Genomic DNA, 25,520 nt, shown 5'->3' on the forward strand with positions numbered 1-25,520 from the left:
CAAATGTTTTACCACCACTATAGATAAATCGAAAGCTGCTTATTAGTAAGCAGCTTTTTTCATTGTCTCCAATCACGTATGATAAAGAAAAAGGGGGAGACCTATGTATAAGAAAAAACAATATGTGTTTAATGACAACAAATCGGTGTTAGTGGAGATCCGTCAGTACACAAAATCCGATTTTCCAGCATTGATGGCCATTCAAAAAGAAAGCTTTCCTCCCCCATTTCCTGTGGAGCTTTTATGGAATTCAGAACAGCTGACAAACCATACAGAGTTGTTTCCTAAAGGTGCGATATGTATCGAGGTCGAAGGAGAGATGGCAGGATCCATTACAACTTTGTTAACAGACTTCGATCCGGAGCAACCAAAACATACATGGGAAGATGTAACGGACAATGGTTATATTCGAAACCACAACCCAGAGGGAAAAACATTGTATATTGTCGACATCTGCATTCGCCCTAAATACCGTTCGTTAAAACTTGGACAGCTATTAATGCAGGCGATGTATGAGCGTGTAGTACATGATAAATTAGACCGGGTACTCGGTGGTGGAAGAATGCCGAGGTTTCATGAGTTTTCTAATCGACTCACCGCAGAACAATACGCAGAACAAGTGGTAAAAGGCGAAATAAAAGACCCAGTCATTTCTTTTCTACTACGCTGTGGCAGAACACCCGTATGCGTAGTGGAAAATTATTTAGAGGATATCGAGTCTGAAGGGCACGCATTGTTAATGGAGTGGAAAAATCCTTTTCAAAATACGTAATGGTTTAAATAAAAAAACAAGTCGCAATTGCTGCGGCTTGTTTTTTTCTATTTATATATCAAAACGAAAAGCTTTAACAGTAAATTCATCATTTAACGGTTTAAAGTCGAGTGAAGTAATGCGCTGAAACCCCATTTTTTCATAAAGTTCGATCGCGTGTTGCATAAAACACCCTGTATATAAGCCAATTGATTTTTGTTTGCGAATTTTGGAGAGGTCGATGCAATGTTCAACAAGCGCTTTACCAACTCCGCGGGATCGATACTCAGGTGTAACTGCTAATAAACGAATTTCAGGAAATTTAGTGGTCGCTTTATCATCGGCATATGAACGCGAATTAGCAGGGAATAACATAACGCTCCCAACGATTTCCCAACCAATTTCAGCAACAAACACTTCTACGGCAGGTTGCAGATTATTAGCAGCCAAATTGGATTTTAGTTGTCCCCAATTTTTCGGAGACAGCTCTTCTTGAAAAGCTTGGTAAGCGGCAAGTCGTTGCTCTTTCAATAAATGAACTTCGTCTCTCTTAGCTTCCCGAATCAACAAAACCTCATCTCCTTAAACTCGAAATGTTATTCTAAACAAACTAATTATAAAGAAATATATTGCATATAACAAGGAAGAAAATGGTGGATATTATATGTAAGCGTATACATATGTAAATTATTTGACGATTAAAAAAATAATAAAATATTATTCTTTTATTCATTGAATTCTGATAAATGTGCTCTATAATAAATAGAAAAGAAAGGATAGGATTAATTATGAAAAAAGATTTGCGCATCAACAGTAAAGTTTTTAGTGAAGGACCCATGAGAGCGCCTAACCGGGCAATGCTTCGTTCAGTAGGAGTGACAGACGAAGACTTTAAAAAACCAATGATTGGTGTTGCTAGCACATGGAGTGAAGTAACACCTTGTAATATACATATTGATGACTTAGCAATCAGTGCAAAAAAAGGTGCTAGAGAAGCTGGGGGCGTCCCGTTTATTTTTAATACAATTACTGTTTCTGATGGAATTTCAATGGGCACAGAAGGCATGAAGTATTCACTTTCAAGCCGAGATGTAATCGCAGACTCAATTGAAACAGTTGTAGGAGCAGAAAGTTTGGACGGGTTAGTTGCAATTGGAGGGTGTGATAAAAATATCCCAGGTTGTTTAATTGCTATTGCAAACTCTGAAGTTCCAGCTGTCTTTGTTTACGGAGGAACAATCGCTCCAGGTCGCCACAATAATAAAGATATTGATATTGTTTCTGTATTTGAAGGTGTTGGCCAACATAATAATGGCGATATCGATGATAGTACGCTACGCAATATCGAGTGTGGCGCATGTCCAGGAGCTGGTTCATGTGGCGGAATGTATACAGCCAACACAATGGCTTCAGCTGCAGAAGCGATGGGAATGAGTTTGCCGGGAAGTTCTTCTAACCCTGCGGTATCAGCCGAGAAACTAGCAGATTGTGAAAAAGCGGGAGCAGCTGTACATAATTTACTTGAATTAGATATTTATCCAAAAGACATTATGACAAAAGAAGCGTTTGAAAATGCGATTACGGTAGTCATGGCGCTAGGTGGATCGACGAATGCAATTCTTCACTTATTAGCGATTGCTCACGCTGCAGAAGTAGATTTAACAATCGATGACTTTAATCGCTTGCAAAAAACAGTGCCGCATTTAGCTGATTTAAAACCAAGTGGTAAATATGTTATGCAAGATCTGCACCGAGTTGGTGGGGTTCAAGCTGTTATGAAAATGTTGCTAGAAGCAGGTTATTTGCATGGAGACTGTATGACGGTTACTGGGAAAACAGTGGCGGAAAATCTGAACGAAGCTCCAGCATTGCAAGAAGGTCAACAAGTGATCATGCCTTTCGATAATCCGAAACGTAAAGATGGGCCACTTATTGTCTTAAAAGGAAACCTATCACCAAGCGGCGCTGTCGCTAAAGTGTCTGGTGTGAAAGTAAAACGTCATACAGGTCCGGCTCGTGTTTATAACAATGAAAAAGAAGCAACAGATGCTGTAATGGCCAACGAAATTAATGAAGGTGATGTATTAGTTATTCGTTATGTAGGACCAAAAGGCGGTCCGGGAATGCCGGAAATGTTGTCGGTATCTGCGATTTTAGTCGGTAAAGGTATGGATGCATCGGTTGCATTATTAACAGATGGACGTTTTTCTGGCGGAACTCATGGCTTAGTTGTTGGCCATATCGCACCAGAAGCACAAGTGGGCGGACCGATTGCCTTGCTTGAAGAAGGAGATATCGTGACGATCGATTCCGAGTTACAAGAAATTTCTATGGATGTATCTGAAGTTGAGTTAGAAGAACGCCGCAAACGTTGGGTTGCCCCACCGCTTCACAAAAAGGGGGTGCTCGGGAAATATGCGCATAATGTTTCTTGTTCATCAAAAGGAGCCGTTACTGATTATTTAAACCGTTCATAAAAAGAGAGAAACGAAAACTGACTCTGATGGTCAGTTGACTTTCATTAAACCGAAAGTCAACTGAGATGTTGGAGCATGATAAAAGGGGGAAATAACATTGGTAAATAAAAAATTTGGATTTGTTTCAATAATGATGGCAAGTGCACTAGCGCTAACGGCATGTGGCAGTTCGGATAGTGAATCGTCAGGTGGAGATTCGGACGAAAAATTTGTGCTACAAGCAGGACATTCATTGCCTGATGACCATCCCTACCATATAGCCTTACAAGAAATGGCAGATGCTGTTGAGGAACGGACAGATGGACAGGTCACAATTGAAATTTTTGCAAATAGTGAAATTGGTGCCGAGCGCGAATTAACTGAAGGCATGGGACTTGGAACAGTCGATTTAGTCGTCTCATCAACTGCTCCAGTTACGAACTTTGTACCAGAATTAGGTGTTCTTGATGTTCCATTCTTATTCCAAGACCGCGAATCAGCAGTAGAAGTTTTAGAGGGTGATATTGGTGATGATTTATTCGCTAAAATGGAAGAAAACGGGATCATCGGTTTGTCTTGGGGAGAAAATGGATACCGCCATATTACCAATGCAATCCGTCCAATCGAAACACCTGAAGATTTAAAAGGCTTGAAAATTAGAACGCAAGAAAATGAAATTCATTTAGCTGCTTTTGAAGCATTAGGAGCACAACCAACTCCAATGGCTTGGACTGAAGCAATTACTGCTTTGCAACAAGGTGTAGTTGATGCACAGGAAAATCCAGCAATCGTTGCTGACCAATTTAGTCTATATGACGCAAACCAAAAATACATGAGTTTAACAGGACACGTTTATTCTGTAGCCATTTATATGCTTAGCCAAAAAACATATGATGAATTGCCAGAAGAACTGCGCGATATCGTTGTAGAAGAAGGACAAAAAGCAGGCGCAAAAGAACGTGAATTGATCGTTGAAATGGAGAAAGAATCACTTCAAACATTAAAAGATCAAGGGATGGAAATTATCGAAGATATCGATACAGCTCCTTTCCAGGAAGCGGTTCTACCTGTTTATGACACAATCGAGTACCAAGATCTATTAAACGAAATTTTAGACGCACAGAAATAAAATAATACGTTAATTCAAAAAAGAGAGAATCTATTCTCTCTTTTTTATATCGGGGGCAAGAACATGAATAAATGGATCGGCTATATGAACTTCGGTATTAAGCATGTATTAAATCTTATTATGGCATTGCTTGTGACTGTGGTTTTTCTTCAAGTGATTTTCCGCTTCGTTTTGAATTCACCTTTAGCCTGGACGGAAGAGTTGGCGCGGTATAGTTTGATTTGGCTGACGTTTTTAGGAGCTGCTTATGCAATGTCTTCAAAAGCGCATATCGGGATGGAGTTTTTTGTGAAATTGTTTGCGGTTCCTGTACGCAAGGCACTCTATAGCGTTGCGACATTTGCAAGTCTTCTTTTTTTCTTGTTGATGGTGATCGAAGGCTATGATCTTGCGATGCAAGGAATGGCTCAAACTTCTCCAGTTTTACGGATTCCGATGGGCGTCATTTATATGGTAATTCCCGTGAGCGGAGTAATTTTAATTATCAATATGGCCTCGCAATTTTCCAAAGACTTTAAAAGCGGGGGTGTCTAAACATGGCATTGGTATTGTTTCTTCTATTGATGGCTTTATTCTTGATTAATGTACCGATTGCTGTCGGACTTGGGCTTGCTTCAACGCTCGTTTTCTTTATCGATGGCAATGTTTCATTAATTGTTATTATTCAACGAATGTTTAACTCAGTAGATTCATTTCCACTTATGGCGATTCCTTTTTTTATCTTGGCAGGCAAGCTGATGGAAAGTGGTGGGATTTCCCGCCGACTCATTCACTTGGCAAATGTCATTTTCGGTCGTGTTAAAGGCGGACTTGGAATTGTATCAATCGTCGCTTGTGCTTTTTTTGCAGCGATTTCGGGTTCAGCAGCTGCAACAACTGCTGCTGTAGGGGCTTTAATGATTCCAGCTATGGTGAATAAAGGCTACGATAAAAGCTTTGCGACAGCTATTCAAGCGGCTGGTGGTACTATCGGAATTATGATTCCACCGAGTGTTCCGTTAGTCCTTTATGGAGTAGCGGCAGGAGTTTCTGTTAGTGATTTGTTTATCGCAGGAATTGTGCCTGGGTTGTTTGTTATGGTATCGCTTATTTTACTGGTTTATCTGATTTCCTTGAAAGAAGGCTATGGTGGTGGCGAGAAATTTGGCATGAAAGATTTCTTAAAAGCCTTTCTTGATTCGTTTTTAGCATTGATGATGCCAGTAATTATATTGGGTGGAATTTATGGAGGTATTTTCACTCCAACTGAAGCCGCGGTTGTCGCAGTCGTGTATGGATTGTTTGTCGGTATTTTCATTTACCGTGAGATCAAACTAGCAGACTTAGCAAAAATTTTCTCTTCTTCTGTTGTCGTCACTTCAGTGATTATGTTCATTATTGCTGGTGCATCTGTATTTGGATATTACTTAACACGTCAACGAATTCCAGCAGAATTGACTGAATTGATGCTTAGTGTGACGGATAATTGGATTATAGCGTTGTTAATTCTCAATTTATTATTGTTAATTTGTGGCGTATTCCTTGAGACTTCAGCAGCGATCATTATTTTGACGCCGATTCTCGTGCCAATTGCTAATGCTCTTGGAATAGATTTAGTGCATTTCGGCATTATTATGATTGTTAACTTGGGGATCGGGTTTATCACACCTCCAGTTGGAGTCAATTTATTTGTGGCTGCAAATATTGCGGGAACTAAATTTGAAAGTCTATTAAAAGCGATCATTCCATTTGTTTTGATCATGATTGTCGATGTGTTGATTATTTCGTTTATTCCAGCCATTTCACTATTCTTAATTGGCGATTAGTTTATTGGAGGAGAGTTTATGACAGCTTATAAAATAGCGGTCCTACCCGGAGATGGGATAGGACCCGATGTGACGAACGAAGCAGTAAAAGTTTTGGAAGCAATAAAGAAGCAAGACCCGACATTCGACATAGAGTTTCAACAATTTGAATGGGGCAGTGAATACTATTTAACTCACGGCCAAATAATGCCTGATGATGGCTTAGATCAATTAAAGAACTTTGACGCTATTTTATTTGGAGCAGTAGGTGACAAACGTGTACCAGATGAAGTAACAATTTGGGAACTGATAATGCCGATCCGCAAAAACTTCCAACAATACGTTAATATGCGGCCGATTAAGCGATTGGCGGGTATAGAGTCTCCGTTGAAAAACGAGCAACCTATCGATTTCATGGTATTCCGTGAAAATGCTGAAGGCGAGTATTCGAATATAGGTGGTCGTTTGTATCAGCAACATTCGCAAGAAATGGCGATTCAAAATACCGTTATTACAAAGCAAGGCGTTGAGCGAATTGCTAAATATGCGTTCGAATACGCGAAGAAAAATAACAAATCAAAAGTAACAAGTGCGACAAAATCCAATGCGATTATTCATTCGATGAAGTTGTGGGACGAAGTCGTAGAGTTGGTCGCGAAAGATTATGGGGATATTAGACTTGAAAGTAATTTCATCGATGCTTTGGCTGCCTATTTTGTGTTACGTCCTGAATCGTTCGAAGTCGTGATTGCTTCTAATTTGTTTGGCGATATTTTAACAGACCTTGGAGCTGCTTTAGTTGGGGGGCTGGGCGTTTCACCATCAGGAAATATTAACCCTGAAGGCGATTTCCCTTCTATGTTTGAAGCAATTCATGGATCAGCCCCAGATATTGCAGGGAAAGGAATCGCGAATCCAATTGCTCAAATTTGGTCAGCTGCCTTAATGCTAAGTCATTTAGGTCGTGAAGATCTTTCAAATGCTATTGTTGAAGCAATTGAACAAGTGATCCAAGAAGGAAAAGTGTTAACACCAGACCTAGGTGGCACTTCAACTACAGAGGAAGTAGGAACGGCTATTGCTGAAAAAGTTTTGAATTTGGTGAAAAACTAGGAGGAGAATAGATGGAGTACGGACAAAAAGTTGCAATTGTGACAGGTGCAAGCGGGGGAATGGGTAAAGAGGTTGTTGAGCAATTTTTGAAACAAGGATCGAAAGTAGGCGCAATCGATCTTCATATCGATAATCTACATGACTTACAAAGGCAATATCCAGACCAGCTATTAGTTCTTAAAGGTAATTTGACTGAGGAACAAAGTGTAGAAGATGCGATTAAAAAAACGGCAGACAAGTTTGGTCGCATTGATGTATTAGCAAATGTCGCTGGAATTGCCCAAGCGGCAACAGATATTGAAAACGTATCACTAAAAGATTGGGAGCGTATTATGGCCATCAATTCTACAGCGGTATTTTTAACATCACGCGCAGCTGTACCTTATATGAAACTACAAAATAGTGGATCGATAATCAATATAGCTTCTGTTTCTGTTGATCGTCCGCGCCCGGGTTTGAATGCATATGTCGCTTCAAAAGGAGCGACGATTTCATTGACAAAAGCCTTGGCTATTGAATTGGCTCCTTATAATATACGAGTAAATGCGATTAATCCAGGCCCTGCAGATACGAAAATGTTGGGTGAATTCACAGCCTCAGGAGGCAACGAAGGCGAAACGAAAGAACAGGTATTCCGAAAAAGCGTACCTTTAGGCGAATTGATCACACCAGAAGCTATTGCCAATTGTATTTTGTACCTCAGCTCAGATTTAGCGGAAATGATGACTGGAAGCGTAGTGAATGTTGACGGAGGACGCGGAATTTAATGGGGGAGTGAAATAGACCAGTGAAAAAACAACAAATGTATGTAAATGGAAAATGGCTGGATAGTGTTGAAAGAGAACGACTGGATACCAAAAATCCTGCAACTGGAGAAGTGTTGGCAGAAGTTCCAAGAGGAAAAAAAGAAGATGTAGATGCGGCTGTAAAATCGGCTCGTTTAACATTTGAGTCAGAAGAATGGCAGTCGTTCCCTCCAATTGAACGAGGAAGGATTTTACATAAAGTAGCTACAGCATTACGCGCTGATTCTGAAGAAATCGCGTTGTTAGAAACGCTTGATACAGGGAAACCGTTGACGCAAGCCCGCAAAGATGTCGAGGCATCTGCCTTGTATTTTGAATATTATGCAGGCATGGCCGATAAAATATTCGGTGAAACAATACCTGTGCAACCGGGGATTCTGGATTACACTTTACGTGAACCAGTTGGTGTAACGGCCCACATTGTGCCGTGGAATTATCCATTACAAATCATTTCACGTTCAACAGCAGCTGCAATTGCGACGGGCAACACAGTAGTTGCAAAACCAGCAGAAGACACGCCACTTACAGCGATTAAGTTGGCGGAAATTTTTGATGCGACTCATTTGCCAAAAGGTGTTTTTAATTTGGTAACGGGCTATGGTTTTGAAGCAGGTGCTGCTCTATCTGAACACCCAGATGTTGACCATATTACGTTCACGGGCTCGGTTCAAACTGGCTCTGCTGTCATGATGGGTGCTGCGAAAAACGTTAAGCCAGTAACATTAGAGCTTGGCGGGAAATCGCCAAATATTGTCTTTGAAGATTGCGACCAAGAAGAAGCGGCTGATTGGGTTGTCCGTTCGATTATTCAAAACGCTGGACAAACTTGTTCAGCGGGATCTCGCCTATTGGTTCAGCAGTCTATAAAAGAAGAGTTTTTGAAAAAAGTAGTCGCGAAAATGGAAGAGGTTCGAATTGGAAAAGGTGTAGACGATTTGGATTTAGGTCCAATCTTAAATGAAAAACAATTTGCACGCATTCTCGAATTCATGGATGTGGCACGAAATGAAGGTGCAAAGTTTTTAACAGGTGGTGTGCGCCAAGAAACGGCGGGACTCGAAAATGGTTATTTTTTCAAACCAACCGTTATTGATGGACTTGCACCAAGCAGTTACGTAGCGCAAGAGGAAATTTTTGCGCCAGTCGTTGCAGCTTTTGTGTTTGAAACCGAGCAACAAGCGATTGAATTGGCTAACGGAACAGAGTATGGACTGGTAGCAGGTATTTGGACAAAAGACGGGGCACGTGCACACCGAGTGGCTAGTAAAATTCGTGCCGGTCAAATTTTCATCAATAATTATGGTGCCGGTGGTGGCGTGCAAATGCCGTTCGGAGGATTTAAGAAAAGTGGATTTGGACGTGAAAAAGGTCTTGAAGCATTGCGCAACTACACTGCTTTAAAGAACGTCGCATTAAAATATTAACGAATTGGAAAAGGGATGCCCTCGATTTGAGGACATCCCTTTGTTTGTTTAAGGTAACTATAATTTGTTTTGACTCAATTTTTCAACCCATATTACTGGGGAATCATTTCCATTGAAAGTATTACTTTCAGTACCGCGGTCATTGTTCCACTGGGTGCTTTCTAACCTAAGCAACGTAAACCCTACCTTCTTTTACGTCCTTGCGATCCTCAAATCGCTCCAGTGTGAATAAGTATTCTCAAAAACATTATCGTAGAATGCCAGATTATCAAAATTTACCAGTTACCTTTGTGTTAACTAAGCTATCATCTCACATCTTCTCGCCACTGTCAACAGATTTAATCATTAAATAAAATAGTGTGAAAGATTCTATTCAAATATAAAAAAAAGTCTTCATTATAAAATTGTCTTTTATTTTGGTCTTACTAATATTGGTGTATAATTGGAGCCATTACTGATAGTGGAAGAAGGAGACTTTTTATGGATAAGCATTATGCGGATGACAGTTTGGCACTACATACCGATTTATATCAAATCAATATGTCGGAGGCTTATTGGGCAGATGGGATGCACGAACGGAAAGCAGTTTTTGAATTGTTTTTCCGTAAATTACCTTTCGGCAATGGCTATGCTTTGTTTGCAGGATTGGAACGTATTTTGGACTACTTGAAAAACTTTAAATTTACGGAGAGTGATTTAGCTTATCTTCAAGAAGAGCTTGGTTATAAGCAAGATTTCATCGATTATTTGCGAACTGTCCGATTTACGGGAGATGTTTATTCAGTTGTAGAAGGTGAGCTTGTTTTTCAAAATGAAGCGTTAATTCGTGTAGAAGCCCCGCTCGTGGAAGCTCAATTGATTGAAACTGCACTATTGAACATCGTTAATTACCAAACCTTGATCGCGACGAAAGCTAGTCGAATTAAGCAAATTGTTAAAGATGAGCGAGTTATGGAATTTGGAACACGACGTGCTCAAGAAATGGACGCAGCCATTTGGGGCTCACGCGCTGCTTATATAGGTGGACTAGAAGCAACGAGTAATGCGCGTGCCGGTAAAAAATTCGGCATTCCTGTAGCTGGCACGCATGCCCATTCAATGGTGCAAGCTTATAAAAATGAATATGACGCATTTCACGCCTATGCAAAACGCCATAAAAACTGTGTCTTTTTAGTAGATACATACGATACATTAAAATCCGGAGTGCCGATTGCAATCCAAGTGGCGCAAGAATTAGGCGACAAAATCAATTTCCAAGGAATTCGACTGGATAGTGGAGATATTGCCTTCTTATCAAAAGAAGCGCGAAAAATGTTGGATGCTGCAGGCTTCACAGATGTAGAAATAGTGGTTTCTAATGATTTAGATGAATACACGATTTTAAACTTAAAAGCGCAAGGTGCACGAGTCGATGCGTGGGGCATTGGTACAAAGCTCATTACAGCTTACGATCAACCTGCATTAGGCGCAGTATATAAATTAGTAGCAATTGAAAACGACAAAGGTGAACTAGAAGATACCATTAAAATTTCGGGGAATGCGGAAAAAGTCACGACACCAGGACTGAAAAATGTTTACCGAATTATCGATAAGGAAAATGGTAAATCAGAAGGTGATTATATTGCCATGCATGATGAAGAGCCTGCTTCGCAAGAACGTTTGAAAATGTTCCACCCAGTCCATACCTTTGTATCGAAATTTGTTACAAATTTTGAAGCGATTAATATCCATCAGAAAGTTGTTGATAAAGGCCAAGTTATTTATGAAAACCCAAGTGTTCAGGAAATGCAAAGTTATGCAATTCAAAACATGGGCTTATTATGGGAGGAATACAAACGCTCTATGAATCCAGAAGAATACCCAGTCGATTTGAGTCAAAAATGTTGGGATAACAAAATGCGCAATATCCAAGAAGTGCGCGACGCCATTCACGAGTTTACTGGAGAATAAGGAGGGATTTAATGTCTACTCTGCAACAGCAAGTTATTGAAGAGTTGAAAGTACAACCTACAATTGATCCTAAAGAAGAAATTGAACGGACAATCCAATTTTTAAAAGAGTATTTAAAACATCACTCTTTCTTAAAAGGATATGTTCTAGGAATCTCAGGTGGTCAAGATTCCACTTTGCTTGGTAAATTAACACAAATGGCAATCGATCAATTAAATGAAGAGTCGGGAAATAATGATTACGGATTTTATGCAGTGCGTTTACCATATGGTGTTCAATTTGATGAGCATGATGCTAAAGATGCTTTGGAATTTATCCAACCAACTAAGCTATACACAATTAACATAAAAGAAGCAGTTGATGCGAGCAAGCGTGCGCTAAAAGAAGCGGGCATCGAATTAACTGATTTTGCAAAAGGGAACGAAAAAGCACGTGAACGAATGAAGGCTCAATATTCAGTTGCAGCAATGCATAGTGCAGCTGTTCTCGGTACTGATCACGCGGCAGAAGCAATCACTGGTTTTTATACAAAATTCGGTGACGGTGCAGCTGACTTAACCCCATTATTCCGGTTAAATAAGCGCCAAGGAAGAGCGATGTTAAAAGAACTTGGCAGCCCGGAACATCTTTATTTGAAAATACCTACAGCAGATTTAGAGGAAGAAAAGCCTGCACTTCCGGATGAAGTAGCGTTGGGTGTCACTTATGATGTGATCGATGATTATTTAGAAGGTAAGAAAATTCCAGCAGACGCAAAGGAAAAGTTAGAAGGGCATTATTTAAGAACGCAGCATAAGCGTCATTTACCTATTACGGTGTTTGATGATTTTTGGAAATAAAACTACTAAAAGCAGGGAACCTTAAAGGATTCCTGCTTTTTTATTTTAAAAGGCTATTGGAAAAATCTTCTTGTGTAGTTGAGTTATGTCCGGCTTTTCGTTATGATTACGATAAGATTGTGATAATTCAAAACACTTCTTGCTTTATATTGGAGGAACTTATAAATGAATGCAAAAGAGCAGTTGGAAAAAATTATAGATAATATTGAAAAAGTTATTATAGGAAAACGTGATATTGCAGAGTTGAGTATTGTTGCCATGCTGTCTCATGGTCATGTTTTATTGGAAGATGTTCCGGGTGTGGGTAAAACAATGCTCGTCCGCGCTTTAGCTAAATCTGTGGGAGCTGATTTTAAACGGATCCAATTTACACCTGACTTATTGCCGTCAGATGTTATCGGTGTGTCTATATACAACCCGAAGGACATGGAATTTCATTTTCGACCGGGTCCAATTATGGGCAATATTATTTTAGCAGATGAAATAAACCGGACCTCACCGAAAACACAATCATCTCTATTAGAAGCAATGGAAGAAGCTTCTGTCACAATTGACGGCGTAACCATGCAAATTCCGAAACCATTCTTTGTTATGGCCACACAAAACCCAATTGAATACGAAGGTACTTATCCTTTACCAGAAGCCCAACTTGACCGTTTTTTATTGAAGATTAAAATGGGCTATCCGACATCAAAAGAAGAAATGGAAGTATTAAGCCGTGCGCAAGTCGCTGCTCCGATTGAAGACTTAACTCCAGTCATATCTCTTGAAGAGCTTTTAAACTTACAAAATCAAGTTAGAACAATTAAAGTCGACGAAACTATCCGCAGTTATATCGTCGATTTGTCTCGTCAAACTCGTCAAGATGCCTATGTATACCTGGGAGTAAGTCCCCGTGGTTCGATTGCATTGATGAAAGCATCGCAAGCGTATGCTTTATTAAAAGGTCGAGATTATGTAACACCGGACGATGTTCAATATTTGGCGAAATTTGTATTTGGACACCGGATTATGTTGCGGTCAGAGGCGAGGTATGATGGCATCACGGCAGAAGAAATTACAGAACGCATATTAGCGAAAACACATGTACCTGTAAAAAGGCTTGTTGGTAAATGAACCGGTTTAAAAAAAACACAGCGTTATGGGGGCGTCTCGCATTTGTGCTTTTCCTTCTTTTTTTAACTTTTTCATTTGCCATGTTCCAAGGAGGGTTTGTTAGCTGGTTTATTTTTTATATGTCTTTACCATTTATCTTGTATTCTGTCCTATTGGCATTTTATCCTTTGCGAAAAATCGAGGTCTCTCGAGAAATTCATACGGCGCAAGTGCGAAAAGGCGGGAGTTATTCAGCGACCATTACGATTTGCCGGAAAAATTTTTTCCCGCTCCTCTATACCGTTATAAGAGAACAAACCCATTCTCCAGCGTTAAACAAAATCTTAGCAACCCAACGTCCGAAAATGATTGTACCAGGATTTCGGAAATCTTATTCTTGGACTTATAGCATTGAAGATATGCCAAGAGGGGAGCATGTGTTAGAAGGTGTCTTTTTAGAACTGTCAGATTTTTTTGGGTGGGTTAAAAAAAGTAGGCTCATGCCAGTATCTCAAACGATTTTAGTTTATCCAAATACAGTGGAAATGGCGTATCGACCAATCGAGTCGCGTTACGATCATGGATCGATGGCAGCTCCTTTTACATTAGTGAAAGACACGACTATGGCGAGTGGGATTCGTGATTATCAGCCAGGAGACCGAGTTTCATGGATTCATTGGAAGTCTTATGCTAGAACGCAAACCTTGCGAACAAAAGAGTTTGAAGATCGCCAGTCGCAAGATCTTTTTTTACTAGACGATCGAAATGCTTCGGCAAAATTCGAATTGCAGGTTGAATTAGTCGCTTCTATATTGCAATCGATTGTTCGTGCAAATTCTAGTCTAGCTTATTTATCCGTTGGTCAAAGTCGTAATTATTTTCCGGTTATCCAAACGGAAGAGCATTTACAACGAGTCATGTATCATTTAGCAAAAGTGCAAGGAGATTTGGAAAAGCCAGTTGACCAAGCAGTAGGACGCGAGCTTCAACGAGTAAATGCGTCAACTTTATTGTATGTAACGAGTCAACTTTCTTTAGAGATGGTGCAGTCCATTCAGAAAAATGCTAAAAATTTAAGTAGTTGCCTATGTTTAGTTGTTATGAGAAAAGACGAAAGCTTACGTGACGAAGACGAAAAAGTGCATCAGTTTGCACGCTCAAAAGGGTTTATCGTTAACTGTGTAAATCCTGAGAGCTTTGCAACAGTGTTTACAGAGGTGATCCGGCAATGACTTCCATTAGAAAGAATAAGTTTTTCATGGCGATTTTGTATGTTTTAGTTTTCTTCATGTTAGCCGAATGGTTAACGCCAGTTATTGTTTTGACTGAAACTGGTCATCAAGCCTGGTTTTTAATTTTTATTGCGGTTGGATTATTGATGACTTTTCTCAAAGTGCCTTGGTGGTTTTCGGGGCCGATAAAAATTTTATACATGTTATGGTTTGTGGTTTATGTATATACCGGTAGTGTTTTTTTTACTGGAGAAGCCATTTCGTTTCTCCAAGCTGATTTTAGTGCAAACTTCTCAGCGTTAATTAGCCAAAATTGGGAACAAACCACCGATGCTTTTCGCACAATCTTATTTTTCATACTATTGTGGATGGCCATTTACTTGATCCATTACTGGGTTAGTTTCCGCTCGAGTATTTTCTTGTTTTATGTTTTAACTGTTGTTTTTATCGCAGTATTAGATACATTTAGTCCGTATTCAGGAGAAGCTGCTATCATCCGAATAATGATTATCGGTCTTTTGCTCGCAGGTCTATTGTATTTGGTCCGGTGGATGGAAGGGCATCAAATTTCAGAGAACGCGGATAAAATAGCTTTGTTTACGGTGCCTCTTATTTTAGGGATTGCTGTTTCAACGGCGTTCGCGTTGTATTTACCGAAGTCAGAGCCGATTTGGCCAGATCCCGTGCCATTCATCACTTCTTTCTCGGGGCAAGGTGGGTCTGGGAGTGGTGGAAATGTAGGAAGAATAGGTTATGGAGTCGACGATTCACGCCTAGGAGGTTCATTTATTGGTGACGACACGCGGGTCTTTCGCGCGGAAATATCTGATGGCCAATACTGGAAGGTTGAATCAAAAGATACTTACACGACAAAAGGCTGGGAACTGACTGAGGATATAGTTGAGTCAGCTATTTACAGCAACGATGAAACTGTGGACACGGAGTTTATTCCAGGAGAAGAAGTGGAAACGACGTTCGTGTCGATGGAACAACAATTTCCTTTTGTTTTATATCCATATGGAACAGAATCTTTCTCGATGGAAGAATCTCCAGATTATCAATACAGTTCAGCAGATCAACGTTTTGAAACTTACCAAAATGGAGAGAAACTCGAAGCCGAAGAGTATGGAGTAACTTTCGCAGAACCTAGTTTCAGTTTGAAAAAGTTGCGTGAAACAAGCAAAGAAGATTTAGCGGAACTACCTACTGAGTTTGATCGCTATGTACAATTGCCGGACGAACTCCCCCAAAGAGTTCGCGACTTAGCTATAGAAATAACCGCAAATAGTGAGACAGTTTATGATCAAACATTGGCGATTGAGAGGTATTTCAATACTTCTGGATTTACCTATAGTCAGACGGATATTCCAGTTCCAAAAGAAGGAGAAGATTACGTAGATCAGTTTTTATTTGATACGAAAAGAGGGTATTGTGATAATTTTTCGACTTCAATGGTTGTGTTGTTACGCTCTCTAGATATCCCGGCTCGTTGGGTTAAGGGGTTTGCCGAAGGAGAACTAATCGACACCAATGGAGAAACTGATATATACGAAGTAACAAATAACAATGCGCATTCGTGGGTTGAAGCTTATATGCCAGGCGTAGGTTGGATGTTGTTTGAACCGACAATTGGTTTTACAGGTTCATCAGCTATTGATTTTGATTTGGAACTAGATCCCGCGGATCCTGAACAACCCGATCCTGAAGCACTTCCAGAGACTCAAGAGCCTGAAAGTGTAGATGAAGAAGAGGTTGTGATGCCTTCACAATCTGATTTTTGGAACAGATTGACTGATTTTGTTTCTATCAACCGGTGGAAGTTCATATGGGGAATTGTCGTTATAGCTATTGTTTCAGCTATTCTGTTCAAAATTCGATATAGATGGATGCCAAAATTACTTATTTCTTATTATCGATTACGTGGTCATGAATCGGTTCAGTTTGAAAAAGCCTATTTGCAGTTATTGAAGCAACTAGAATTATACGGTATCAATCGTAAGCCTGGTCAAACGCTGAAATCATACGCAGTATACATCGATTCATTTTTTGGAACACAAGAAATGTCTGAGTTGACACGTGCATATGAACAAATGATTTATGGTGGAGATGCAGAATCCGTTGGTTGGCATGAGTTGAAGGAAAGTTGGGAAAACTTAATCAATAGGACAAGTGGTTGATTTTGCGGCTTCTAAAATGTACAATTGATTAAATTATAAATTACAGTTGCCCTCATATATGTCCGGTAATATGGATCGGATGTCTCTACCAAGTCCCCGGAAATGACTTGACTATGAAGGTGGATGACGCACGCTTTTTGACGTGTGCATTCGCCTTTTTGATGTAGAGCAAAAGAACGCGAGGTCCATTTTTCGCGTTCTTTTATTATTTTGAGGCCTGAATCGAATAGAAGAGGTGAAGGTTTTGCCAGTTAGTCCAATGTTAAAAGAGCAGAAAAAAATCGTCGTTCTGGATTTCGGAAGTCAATACAATCAGTTGATCACGCGTCGCATTCGCGAAATCGGTGTATACAGTGAGCTTCACCCGCACACAATCACTGCTGAAGAAATCAAAGAAATGAACGCTACAGGAATTATCTTTTCTGGAGGTCCTAACTCTGTTTACGATGAAAATGCATTTTCAATCGATGATGCTATTTTCGAAATGGGCTTACCGATTTTAGGGATTTGCTATGGCATGCAGTTAATGGCATTGCACTTAAAAGGGAAAGTAGAAAAAGCACAAAACCGTGAGTACGGTAAAGCGGAATTGAAGCTAACGAAAGAAAGCAAAATCTTTAAAGACCTTCCGGAAGAGCAAATCGTTTGGATGAGTCATGGAGATTTAGTTACAGCTGCGCCTCCAGGGTTCGATGTAATCGGAACAAGCGCAAGCTGCCCGATTGCTTCGATGTCAGATGAAAGTCGTGGATTTTATGGCGTTCAATTCCACCCGGAAGTACGTCACTCGATTTATGGAAATGATTTGTTGCGCAAATTCGTTTACGATGTTTGTGGCATGCAAGATGACTGGTCAATGGAAAACTACATTGAATTAGAAATTGAAAAAATTCGTGAAGAAGTTGGCGATAAAAAAGTACTTTGCGCACTTAGTGGTGGGGTAGATTCTTCAGTTGTTGCTGTATTGATTCATAAAGCAATCGGCGATCAATTGACTTGTATGTTTGTTGACCACGGTCTTCTTCGTAAAGGAGAAGCAGAAAGCGTGATGAAGACTTTTGCTGACGGATTCAATATGAACGTTATCAAAATCGATGCACGCGAACGTTTCATGAGCAAACTTGAGGGTGTTACAGATCCGGAGAAAAAACGCAAAATCATTGGTAACGAATTTATTTACGTATTCGATGACGAAGCTTCGAAATTAGAAGGTATGGACTTCCTTGCACAAGGAACACTTTACACAGATATTATCGAAAGCGGAACAACGACAGCTCAAACGATTAAATCTCACCACAATGTAGGTGGATTACCGGATGACATGCAGTTTAAGTTGATCGAACCGTTAAATACATTATTTAAAGATGAAGTACGCGTTCTTGGAACGGAACTTGGCATGCCAGAAGAAATTGTTTGGCGTCAACCGTTCCCAGGTCCAGGTCTTGGTATCCGTATCATGGGAGCTGTAACTGAAGAGAAATTGGAAATTGTCCGTGAATCTGATTGGATCCTGCGTGATGAGATCAAAAAAGCAGGTCTCGATCGTGACATTTGGCAATACTTCACGGTGTTACCGGATGTACGCAGTGTAGGCGTAATGGGCGATGCTCGTACGTACGACTATGCGATCGGTATTCGTGCTGTAACGTCAATTGATGGCATGACATCTGACTGGGCACGTATCCCTTGGGATGTTCTAGAAAAAATCAGCGTACGTTTAGTTAATGAAGTTGATCATATTAACCGTGTTCTGTATGATATTACGAGCAAGCCACCAGCAACGATTGAGTGGGAATAATTGTGAAATGCCGACTAAACTAGTCGGCATTTTCCTTTTTCACGAACTTTTTTCATTTTTATATAATAAATGTTCGTGTTTGGTATTGTTATATCTCAGAAATCATGATATATTACGATAGAAATTAAATAAGCTTGTCGTATAATGTCGGGGATATGGCCCGAAAGTTTCTACCGAGTTACCGTAAATAACTCGACTACGATTTTAATCCGCTCCTAATGGAGTAGGGTGCCTTTCAGTTTAAGTGAAGGGATAAATCGAACGCATACGGCAAACTGCTGTGTGCGTTTTTCTTTTGTAGAAATTATACGCAGGCAATTCGGAGGAATCAGCATGAAAAAGTATTTTCAGTTTGAAGAACTAGGAACCAATTATCGCCGCGAATTTATTGGTGGATTAACAACGTTTCTTGCGATGGCATATATTCTTGTCGTCAACCCGTTAACATTAACGCTACAATCAGTACCGGATCTTCCGGATTCCATGCGCATGGATTATGGCGCTGTCTTTATGGCTACAGCATTAGCAGCTGCAATCGGGTGTTTAGTGATGGGGATTCTCGCGAAGTATCCAATTGCTCTTGCTCCTGGTATGGGCTTAAACGCATTCTTCGCGTATACGGTCATTCTGACTTACGGAATTCCTTGGCAAACTGCATTAACAGGCGTTTTATTTTCAGGACTTATTTTTATTCTTCTTACTTTAACTGGTCTTCGTGAACTAATTATCAATGCCATTCCTGCTGAATTAAAATACGCAGTTGGAGCAGGGATTGGTCTATTCATTACGTTTATCGGATTGCAAAATGCGAATATTATTGTCGACAATCCAGCTACTTTAGTTGGATTGGGAGATCTTTCGAATAGCTCAGCGTTGTTGGCGATCTTTGGATTAATTATCACTGTAATCTTTATGGCCCGTGGTATCCAAGGAGGAATATTCTTTGGGATCTTAATCGCGGCAGTAGTCGGAATGCTTTTCGGTGTTGTGAACTTGCCAAGTGCAATTATTGACTTAAACGTTCCGAGTATGGCGCCAACTTTTGGTGTAGCACTTGAACCAATCTTCAATGATTTTGGATCATTGATAAATATTCAGTTTCTCGTTGTCGTTTTAACATTTTTATTTGTGGATTTCTTCGATACAGCTGGAACATTAGTAGCTGTTGCAAACCAAGCAGGATTGATGAAAGACAATAAACTACCAAGAGCAAGCAAAGCGTTGCTAGCCGATTCGATTGCGACAGTCAGCGGAGCGATCTTCGGAACGTCAACGACGACTTCGTATATTGAATCTACTGCAGGAGTTGCAGCGGGAGCGCGTTCAGGATTCGCAGCCGTAGTAACGGGAATACTATTTCTTCTATCTATATTCTTTTACCCGCTGCTTGAAGTCATTACAAGTGCAGTAACTGCTCCGGCATTGATTATCGTAGGTGTCTTAATGGTCTCGGCGTTAGGGAAAATAGACTGGACGAAATTTGAAGTCGCAGTTCCTGCATTCCTAACAATGATTGCTATGCCTCTCGGTTATAGTATCGCAACAGGAATTGCGATTGGATTTATCTTCTATCCAATCACGATGCTCGTATCAGGGAAAGGAAAACAGATTCATCCGATCATGTATGGCTTGTTTGTAATTTTTGTTCTGTATTTCTTTTTCTTAGTGTGAGTGAACGAGTCCGCCAATTTATTTGGCGGATTTTTTCTTTGGAGAAAAGTAAAAAAAGAAAACTGTATCTTATAGAAGAAACTTGAATTTACTAAAAGAGTAAGTTAGAAAAGAAAATGAATTTGAGTTTAAGAGATAGGGTAGGGAGAATAGAGCTAAGACTTTGTCATTGAGGAATTTCAAACACTGACCAACAAAGGAAGGGTTATAAAGTAAAGGAGAACTCTTCAATGTAAAGAGTAGATTTCCTTTCTAATTTGTAACGCAAATGTAATCTAAATAATTAGAATAATCTGTTATAATGATGTTATCAAAAATACTTTATTAAAGTGTTGACTCTCTATATAAGAGCGTGGTATATTAATTGAGTCGCCAATGAGTGCGACAAAATGAACCTTGAAAACTGAACAGCAAAACGTCAACAAATAGCAACGGCCGCGCAAAACGGCCCGCGCAAAACTTACTGATCAGCATTACGCAGATCAAAGCGAATCGTGCGTCTTCGGACGGCGATACGCCAGCAGTATTGAGCAATCAACACTACTCTATAATGGAGAGTTTGATCCTGGCTCAGGACGAACGCTGGCGGCGTGCCTAATACATGCAAGTCGAGCGGAACATTGGGAGCTTGCTCCCATTGTTTAGCGGCGGACGGGTGAGTAACACGTGGGCAACCTGCCCTGCAGATCGGGATAACTCCGGGAAACCGGTGCTAATACCGAATAGTTTGCGGCCTCTCCTGAGGCTGCACGGAAAGACGGTTTCGGCTGTCACTGCAGGATGGGCCCGCGGCGCATTAGCTAGTTGGTGGGGTAATGGCCTACCAAGGCGACGATGCGTAGCCGACCTGAGAGGGTGATCGGCCACACTGGGACTGAGACACGGCCCAGACTCCTACGGGAGGCAGCAGTAGGGAATCTTCCGCAATGGACGAAAGTCTGACGGAGCAACGCCGCGTGAGTGACGAAGGTTTTCGGATCGTAAAACTCTGTTGTGAGGGAAGAACAAGTACCAACTAACTACTGGTACCTTGACGGTACCTCACCAGAAAGCCACGGCTAACTACGTGCCAGCAGCCGCGGTAATACGTAGGTGGCAAGCGTTGTCCGGAATTATTGGGCGTAAAGCGCGCGCAGGCGGTTCTTTAAGTCTGATGTGAAAGCCCACGGCTCAACCGTGGAGGGTCATTGGAAACTGGAGAACTTGAGTGCAGAAGAGGAAAGTGGAATTCCATGTGTAGCGGTGAAATGCGTAGAGATGTGGAGGAACACCAGTGGCGAAGGCGACTTTCTGGTCTGTAACTGACGCTGAGGCGCGAAAGCGTGGGGAGCAAACAGGATTAGATACCCTGGTAGTCCACGCCGTAAACGATGAGTGCTAAGTGTTAGGGGGTTTCCGCCCCTTAGTGCTGCAGCTAACGCATTAAGCACTCCGCCTGGGGAGTACGGCCGCAAGGCTGAAACTCAAAGGAATTGACGGGGGCCCGCACAAGCGGTGGAGCATGTGGTTTAATTCGAAGCAACGCGAAGAACCTTACCAGGTCTTGACATCCCACTGCCCGGTGTAGAGATACACTTTTCCCTTCGGGGACAGTGGTGACAGGTGGTGCATGGTTGTCGTCAGCTCGTGTCGTGAGATGTTGGGTTAAGTCCCGCAACGAGCGCAACCCTTGATCTTAGTTGCCAGCATTTAGTTGGGCACTCTAAGGTGACTGCCGGTGACAAACCGGAGGAAGGTGGGGATGACGTCAAATCATCATGCCCCTTATGACCTGGGCTACACACGTGCTACAATGGACGGTACAAAGGGTTGCCAACCCGCGAGGGGGAGCCAATCCCATAAAACCGTTCTCAGTTCGGATTGTAGGCTGCAACTCGCCTGCATGAAGCCGGAATCGCTAGTAATCGTGGATCAGCATGCCACGGTGAATACGTTCCCGGGCCTTGTACACACCGCCCGTCACACCACGAGAGTTTGTAACACCCGAAGTCGGTGAGGTAACCCTTGTGGAGCCAGCCGCCGAAGGTGGGACAGATGATTGGGGTGAAGTCGTAACAAGGTAGCCGTATCGGAAGGTGCGGCTGGATCACCTCCTTTCTAAGGATAAATTCGGAACCGAGTTTTCTCGGGGTTGACGTTTTGCGTTCAGTTTTGAAGGTTCACCTTCAGGCGGCAACGCCTTTTTTTGTGACTTTCAACCTTGTTCTTTGAAAACTGGATAAAACGACATTGAAACAAATGCAAGAAATTCAAGTACGCGTGACCATTGGTCACAACTTTTTAATTAACCATTGGTTAAGTTAGAAAGGGCGCACGGTGGATGCCTTGGCACTAGGAGCCGAAGAAGGACGGCACTAACACCGATATGCTTCGGGGAGCTGTAAGTGAGCGATGATCCGGAGATTTCCGAATGGGGGAACCCACTACCTTTAATCGGGTAGTATCCATGTGTGAATCTATAGCACATGAGAAGGCAGACCCAGGGAACTGAAACATCTAAGTACCTGGAGGAAGAGAAAGCAAATGCGATTCCCTGAGTAGCGGCGAGCGAAACGGGATCAGCCCAAACCAAGAGGCTTGCCTCTTGGGGTTGTAGGACACTCTATACGGAGTTACAAAAGGTAGGATTAGGCGAAGCGACCTGGAACGGTCCGCCACAGCGGGTAACAGCCCCGTAGCCGAAAACCCTACCCCTCCAGAGTGGATCCTGAGTACGGCGGAACACGTGAAATTCCGTCGGAATCTGGGAGGACCATCTCCCAAGGCTAAATACTTCCTAGTGACCGATAGTGAACCAGTACCGTGAGGGAAAGGTGAAAAGCACCCCGGAAGGGGAGTGAAATAGATCCTGAAACCGTGTGCCTACAAGTAGTCAAAGCCCGTTAATGGGTGATGGCGTGCCTTTTGTAGAATGAACCGGCGAGTTACGATTACATGCAAGGTTAAGCTGAGAAGGCGGAGCCGCAGCGAAAGCGAGTCTGAATAGGGCGCCAGAGTATGTAGTTGTAGACCCGAAACCAGGTGATCTACCCATGTCCAGGGTGAAGGTAAGGTAACACTTACTGGAGGCCCGAACCCACGCACGTTGAAAAGTGCGGGGATGAGGTGTGGGTAGCGGAGAAATTCCAATCGAACCTGGAGATAGCTGGTTCTCTCCGAAATAGCTTTAGGGCTAGCCTCAAGATAGAGAATCCTGGAGGTAGAGCACTGTTTGGACTAGGGGCCCATCCCGGGTTACCGAATTCAGACAAACTCCGAATGCCAGTGATTTATGCTTGGGAGTCAGACTGCGAGTGATAAGATCCGTAGTCAAGAGGGAAACAGCCCAGACCACCAGCTAAGGTCCCCAAATATCCGTTAAGTGGAAAAGGATGTGGCGTTGCTTAGACAACCAGGATGTTGGCTTAGAAGCAGCCATCATTTAAAGAGTGCGTAATAGCTCACTGGTCGAGTGACACTGCGCCGAAAATGTACCGGGGCTAAACGGATTACCGAAGCTGTGGATGGATCTCGTAAGAGATCCGTGGTAGGAGAGCGTTCTAAGGGCGTAGAAGTCAGACCGGAAGGACTGGTGGAGCGCTTAGAAGTGAGAATGCCGGTATGAGTAACGAAAGACGGGTGAGAATCCCGTCCACCGAATGCCTAAGGTTTCCTGAGGAAGGCTCGTCCGCTCAGGGTTAGTCGGGACCTAAGTCGAGGCCGATAGGCGTAGACGATGGACAACAGGTTGATATTCCTGTACCACCTCCCCGCCGTTTGAGCAATGGGGGGACGCAGAAGGATAAGGAGAGCGTGCCGTTGGTTGTGCACGTCCAAGCAGTGAGGCGTGGAATGAGGCAAATCCCATTCCTGATACGTTGAGCTGTGATGGCAAGAGGGTTTACCCTTAGAGTCCCTGATTTCACACTGCCAAGAAAAGCCTCTAGCGAGGCGGGAGGTGCCCGTACCGCAAACCGACACAGGTAGGCGAGAAGAGAATTCTAAGGTGAGCGAGTGAACTCTCGTTAAGGAACTCGGCAAAATGACCCCGTAACTTCGGGAGAAGGGGTGCTCTGGTAGGGTGAATAGCCCGAGAGAGCCGCAGTGAATAGGCCCAGGCGACTGTTTAGCAAAAACACAGGTCTCTGCAAAACCGTAAGGTGACGTATAGGGGCTGACGCCTGCCCGGTGCTGGAAGGTTAAGAGGAGTGCTTAGCGCAAGCGAAGGTGCGAATTGAAGCCCCAGTAAACGGCGGCCGTAACTATAACGGTCCTAAGGTAGCGAAATTCCTTGTCGGGTAAGTTCCGACCCGCACGAAAGGCGTAACGATCTGGGCACTGTCTCAACGAGAGACTCGGTGAAATTATAGTACCTGTGAAGATGCAGGTTACCCGCGACAGGACGGAAAGACCCCGTGGAGCTTTACTGTAGCCTGATATTGAATTTTGGTGCAACTTGTACAGGATAGGTAGGAGCCTGAGATTCCGGAGCGCCAGCTTCGGAGGAGGCGTCAGTGGGATACTACCCTGGTTGTATTGAAATTCTAACCCACAAGCCTGATCGGCTTGGGAGACAGTGTCAGGCGGGCAGTTTGACTGGGGCGGTCGCCTCCTAAAGAGTAACGGAGGCGCCCAAAGGTTCCCTCAGAATGGTTGGAAATCATTCGTAGAGTGTAAAGGCAGAAGGGAGCTTGACTGCGAGACGTACATGTCGAGCAGGGTCGAAAGACGGGCTTAGTGATCCGGTGGTTCCGCATGGAAGGGCCATCGCTCAACGGATAAAAGCTACCCCGGGGATAACAGGCTTATCTCCCCCAAGAGTCCACATCGACGGGGAGGTTTGGCACCTCGATGTCGGCTCATCGCATCCTGGGGCTGTAGTCGGTCCCAAGGGTTGGGCTGTTCGCCCATTAAAGCGGTACGCGAGCTGGGTTCAGAACGTCGTGAGACAGTTCGGTCCCTATCCGTCGCGGGCGCAGGAAATTTGAGAGGAGCTGTCCTTAGTACGAGAGGACCGGGATGGACACACCGCTGGTGTACCAGTTGTTCTGCCAAGGGCATCGCTGGGTAGCTATGTGTGGCCGGGATAAGTGCTGAAAGCATCTAAGCACGAAGCCCCCCTCAAGATGAGATTTCCCATTGCGCAAGCAAGTAAGATCCCTCAAAGACGATGAGGTAGATAGGTTCGAGGTGGAAGCGTGGCGACACGTGCAGCTGACGAATACTAATCGATCGAGGACTTAACCAACAAATTGTAGGCGAAGCTTTTGCGTCACTGTTTCCAATGTCGTTTATCCAGTTTTGAGTGAACAAGCA

Annotated in this window: 16 protein-coding genes, 2 rRNA genes and 2 riboswitches; of the genes, 17 read left to right on the top strand and 1 reads right to left on the bottom strand. The window is 42.5% G+C overall.

Annotated features, from left to right (window positions below; genetic code table 11):
* Window positions 1–103: 103 nt before the first annotated feature.
* Window positions 104–772, top strand: a complete 669-nt coding sequence (locus PLANO_RS03620) for a GNAT family N-acetyltransferase (RefSeq protein WP_038703090.1) — start codon at window positions 104–106, stop codon at window positions 770–772.
* A 51-nt stretch (window positions 773–823) separates the two neighbouring features.
* Here PLANO_RS03620 and PLANO_RS03625 read toward each other — a convergent pair whose 3' ends face one another.
* Complete coding sequence (locus PLANO_RS03625) at window positions 824–1,321, bottom strand: GNAT family N-acetyltransferase (protein WP_038703092.1); 498 nt, start codon at window positions 1,319–1,321, stop codon at window positions 824–826.
* Window positions 1,322–1,539: 218 nt separating this feature from the next.
* Here PLANO_RS03625 and ilvD point away from each other — a divergent pair, with 218 nt between their 5' ends.
* From ilvD to PLANO_RS03705, 16 genes are all read left to right on the top strand, one after another.
* Window positions 1,540–3,228, top strand: coding sequence for a dihydroxy-acid dehydratase (ilvD, locus tag PLANO_RS03630; RefSeq protein ID WP_038703094.1), 1,689 nt, complete (start codon window positions 1,540–1,542; stop codon window positions 3,226–3,228).
* Window positions 3,229–3,358: 130 nt separating this feature from the next.
* Entirely contained in the window at window positions 3,359–4,336 is a 978-nt protein-coding gene (locus PLANO_RS03635; protein ID WP_038705367.1) for a TRAP transporter substrate-binding protein, read from the top strand.
* A 63-nt stretch (window positions 4,337–4,399) separates the two neighbouring features.
* Window positions 4,400–4,870, top strand: a complete 471-nt coding sequence (locus PLANO_RS03640) for a TRAP transporter small permease (protein ID WP_038703096.1) — start codon at window positions 4,400–4,402, stop codon at window positions 4,868–4,870.
* Window positions 4,871–4,872: 2 nt separating this feature from the next.
* Window positions 4,873–6,141, top strand: a complete 1,269-nt coding sequence (locus tag PLANO_RS03645; RefSeq protein WP_038703098.1) for a TRAP transporter large permease — start codon at window positions 4,873–4,875, stop codon at window positions 6,139–6,141.
* Window positions 6,142–6,159: 18 nt separating this feature from the next.
* A complete protein-coding gene (locus PLANO_RS03650) occupies window positions 6,160–7,233 on the top strand; it encodes a tartrate dehydrogenase (protein ID WP_038703100.1) in 1,074 nt (357 codons plus the stop codon).
* A gap of 11 nt (window positions 7,234–7,244) precedes the next feature.
* Window positions 7,245–8,000, top strand: a complete 756-nt coding sequence (locus PLANO_RS03655; protein ID WP_038703102.1) for an SDR family NAD(P)-dependent oxidoreductase — start codon at window positions 7,245–7,247, stop codon at window positions 7,998–8,000.
* A 20-nt stretch (window positions 8,001–8,020) separates the two neighbouring features.
* On the top strand, window positions 8,021–9,463 hold the full coding sequence (locus tag PLANO_RS03660) for an aldehyde dehydrogenase family protein (protein ID WP_038703104.1): 1,443 nt from the start codon (window positions 8,021–8,023) through the stop codon (window positions 9,461–9,463).
* 480 nt (window positions 9,464–9,943) lie between these two features.
* Entirely contained in the window at window positions 9,944–11,413 is a 1,470-nt protein-coding gene (locus PLANO_RS03665; RefSeq protein WP_038703106.1) for a nicotinate phosphoribosyltransferase, read from the top strand.
* Between the two features lie 11 nt (window positions 11,414–11,424).
* Window positions 11,425–12,252, top strand: coding sequence for an ammonia-dependent NAD(+) synthetase (gene nadE / locus PLANO_RS03670; RefSeq protein WP_038703108.1), 828 nt, complete (start codon window positions 11,425–11,427; stop codon window positions 12,250–12,252).
* Window positions 12,253–12,417: 165 nt separating this feature from the next.
* Window positions 12,418–13,368: an AAA family ATPase gene (locus tag PLANO_RS03675; protein ID WP_038703110.1), complete on the top strand. Its 951-nt coding sequence runs from the start codon at window positions 12,418–12,420 to the stop codon at window positions 13,366–13,368.
* Complete coding sequence (locus PLANO_RS03680) at window positions 13,365–14,579, top strand: DUF58 domain-containing protein (RefSeq protein WP_038703112.1); 1,215 nt, start codon at window positions 13,365–13,367, stop codon at window positions 14,577–14,579. The genes PLANO_RS03675 and PLANO_RS03680 overlap by 4 nt, the downstream gene beginning before the upstream one ends.
* Complete coding sequence (locus PLANO_RS03685) at window positions 14,576–16,756, top strand: DUF4129 domain-containing transglutaminase family protein (protein WP_038703114.1); 2,181 nt, start codon at window positions 14,576–14,578, stop codon at window positions 16,754–16,756. The genes PLANO_RS03680 and PLANO_RS03685 overlap by 4 nt, the downstream gene beginning before the upstream one ends.
* 32 nt (window positions 16,757–16,788) lie before the next feature.
* Window positions 16,789–16,890, top strand: a riboswitch (purine riboswitch).
* Between the two features lie 125 nt (window positions 16,891–17,015).
* On the top strand, window positions 17,016–18,554 hold the full coding sequence (gene guaA / locus PLANO_RS03690) for a glutamine-hydrolyzing GMP synthase (protein ID WP_038705368.1): 1,539 nt from the start codon (window positions 17,016–17,018) through the stop codon (window positions 18,552–18,554).
* A 117-nt stretch (window positions 18,555–18,671) separates the two neighbouring features.
* Window positions 18,672–18,773: riboswitch (purine riboswitch) on the top strand.
* 114 nt (window positions 18,774–18,887) lie between these two features.
* Window positions 18,888–20,225, top strand: a complete 1,338-nt coding sequence (locus PLANO_RS03695; protein ID WP_038703116.1) for an NCS2 family permease — start codon at window positions 18,888–18,890, stop codon at window positions 20,223–20,225.
* 547 nt (window positions 20,226–20,772) lie between these two features.
* Window positions 20,773–22,322, top strand: a 16S ribosomal RNA gene (locus tag PLANO_RS03700).
* Between the two features lie 196 nt (window positions 22,323–22,518).
* A 23S ribosomal RNA gene (locus tag PLANO_RS03705) occupies window positions 22,519–25,452 on the top strand.
* The 16S and 23S rRNA genes sit together here, the layout of an rRNA operon.
* Window positions 25,453–25,520 lie beyond the last annotated feature (68 nt).

The sequence above is a fragment of the Planococcus sp. PAMC 21323 genome, from assembly GCF_000785555.1.
GTDB lineage: Bacteria > Bacillota > Bacilli > Bacillales_A > Planococcaceae > Planococcus.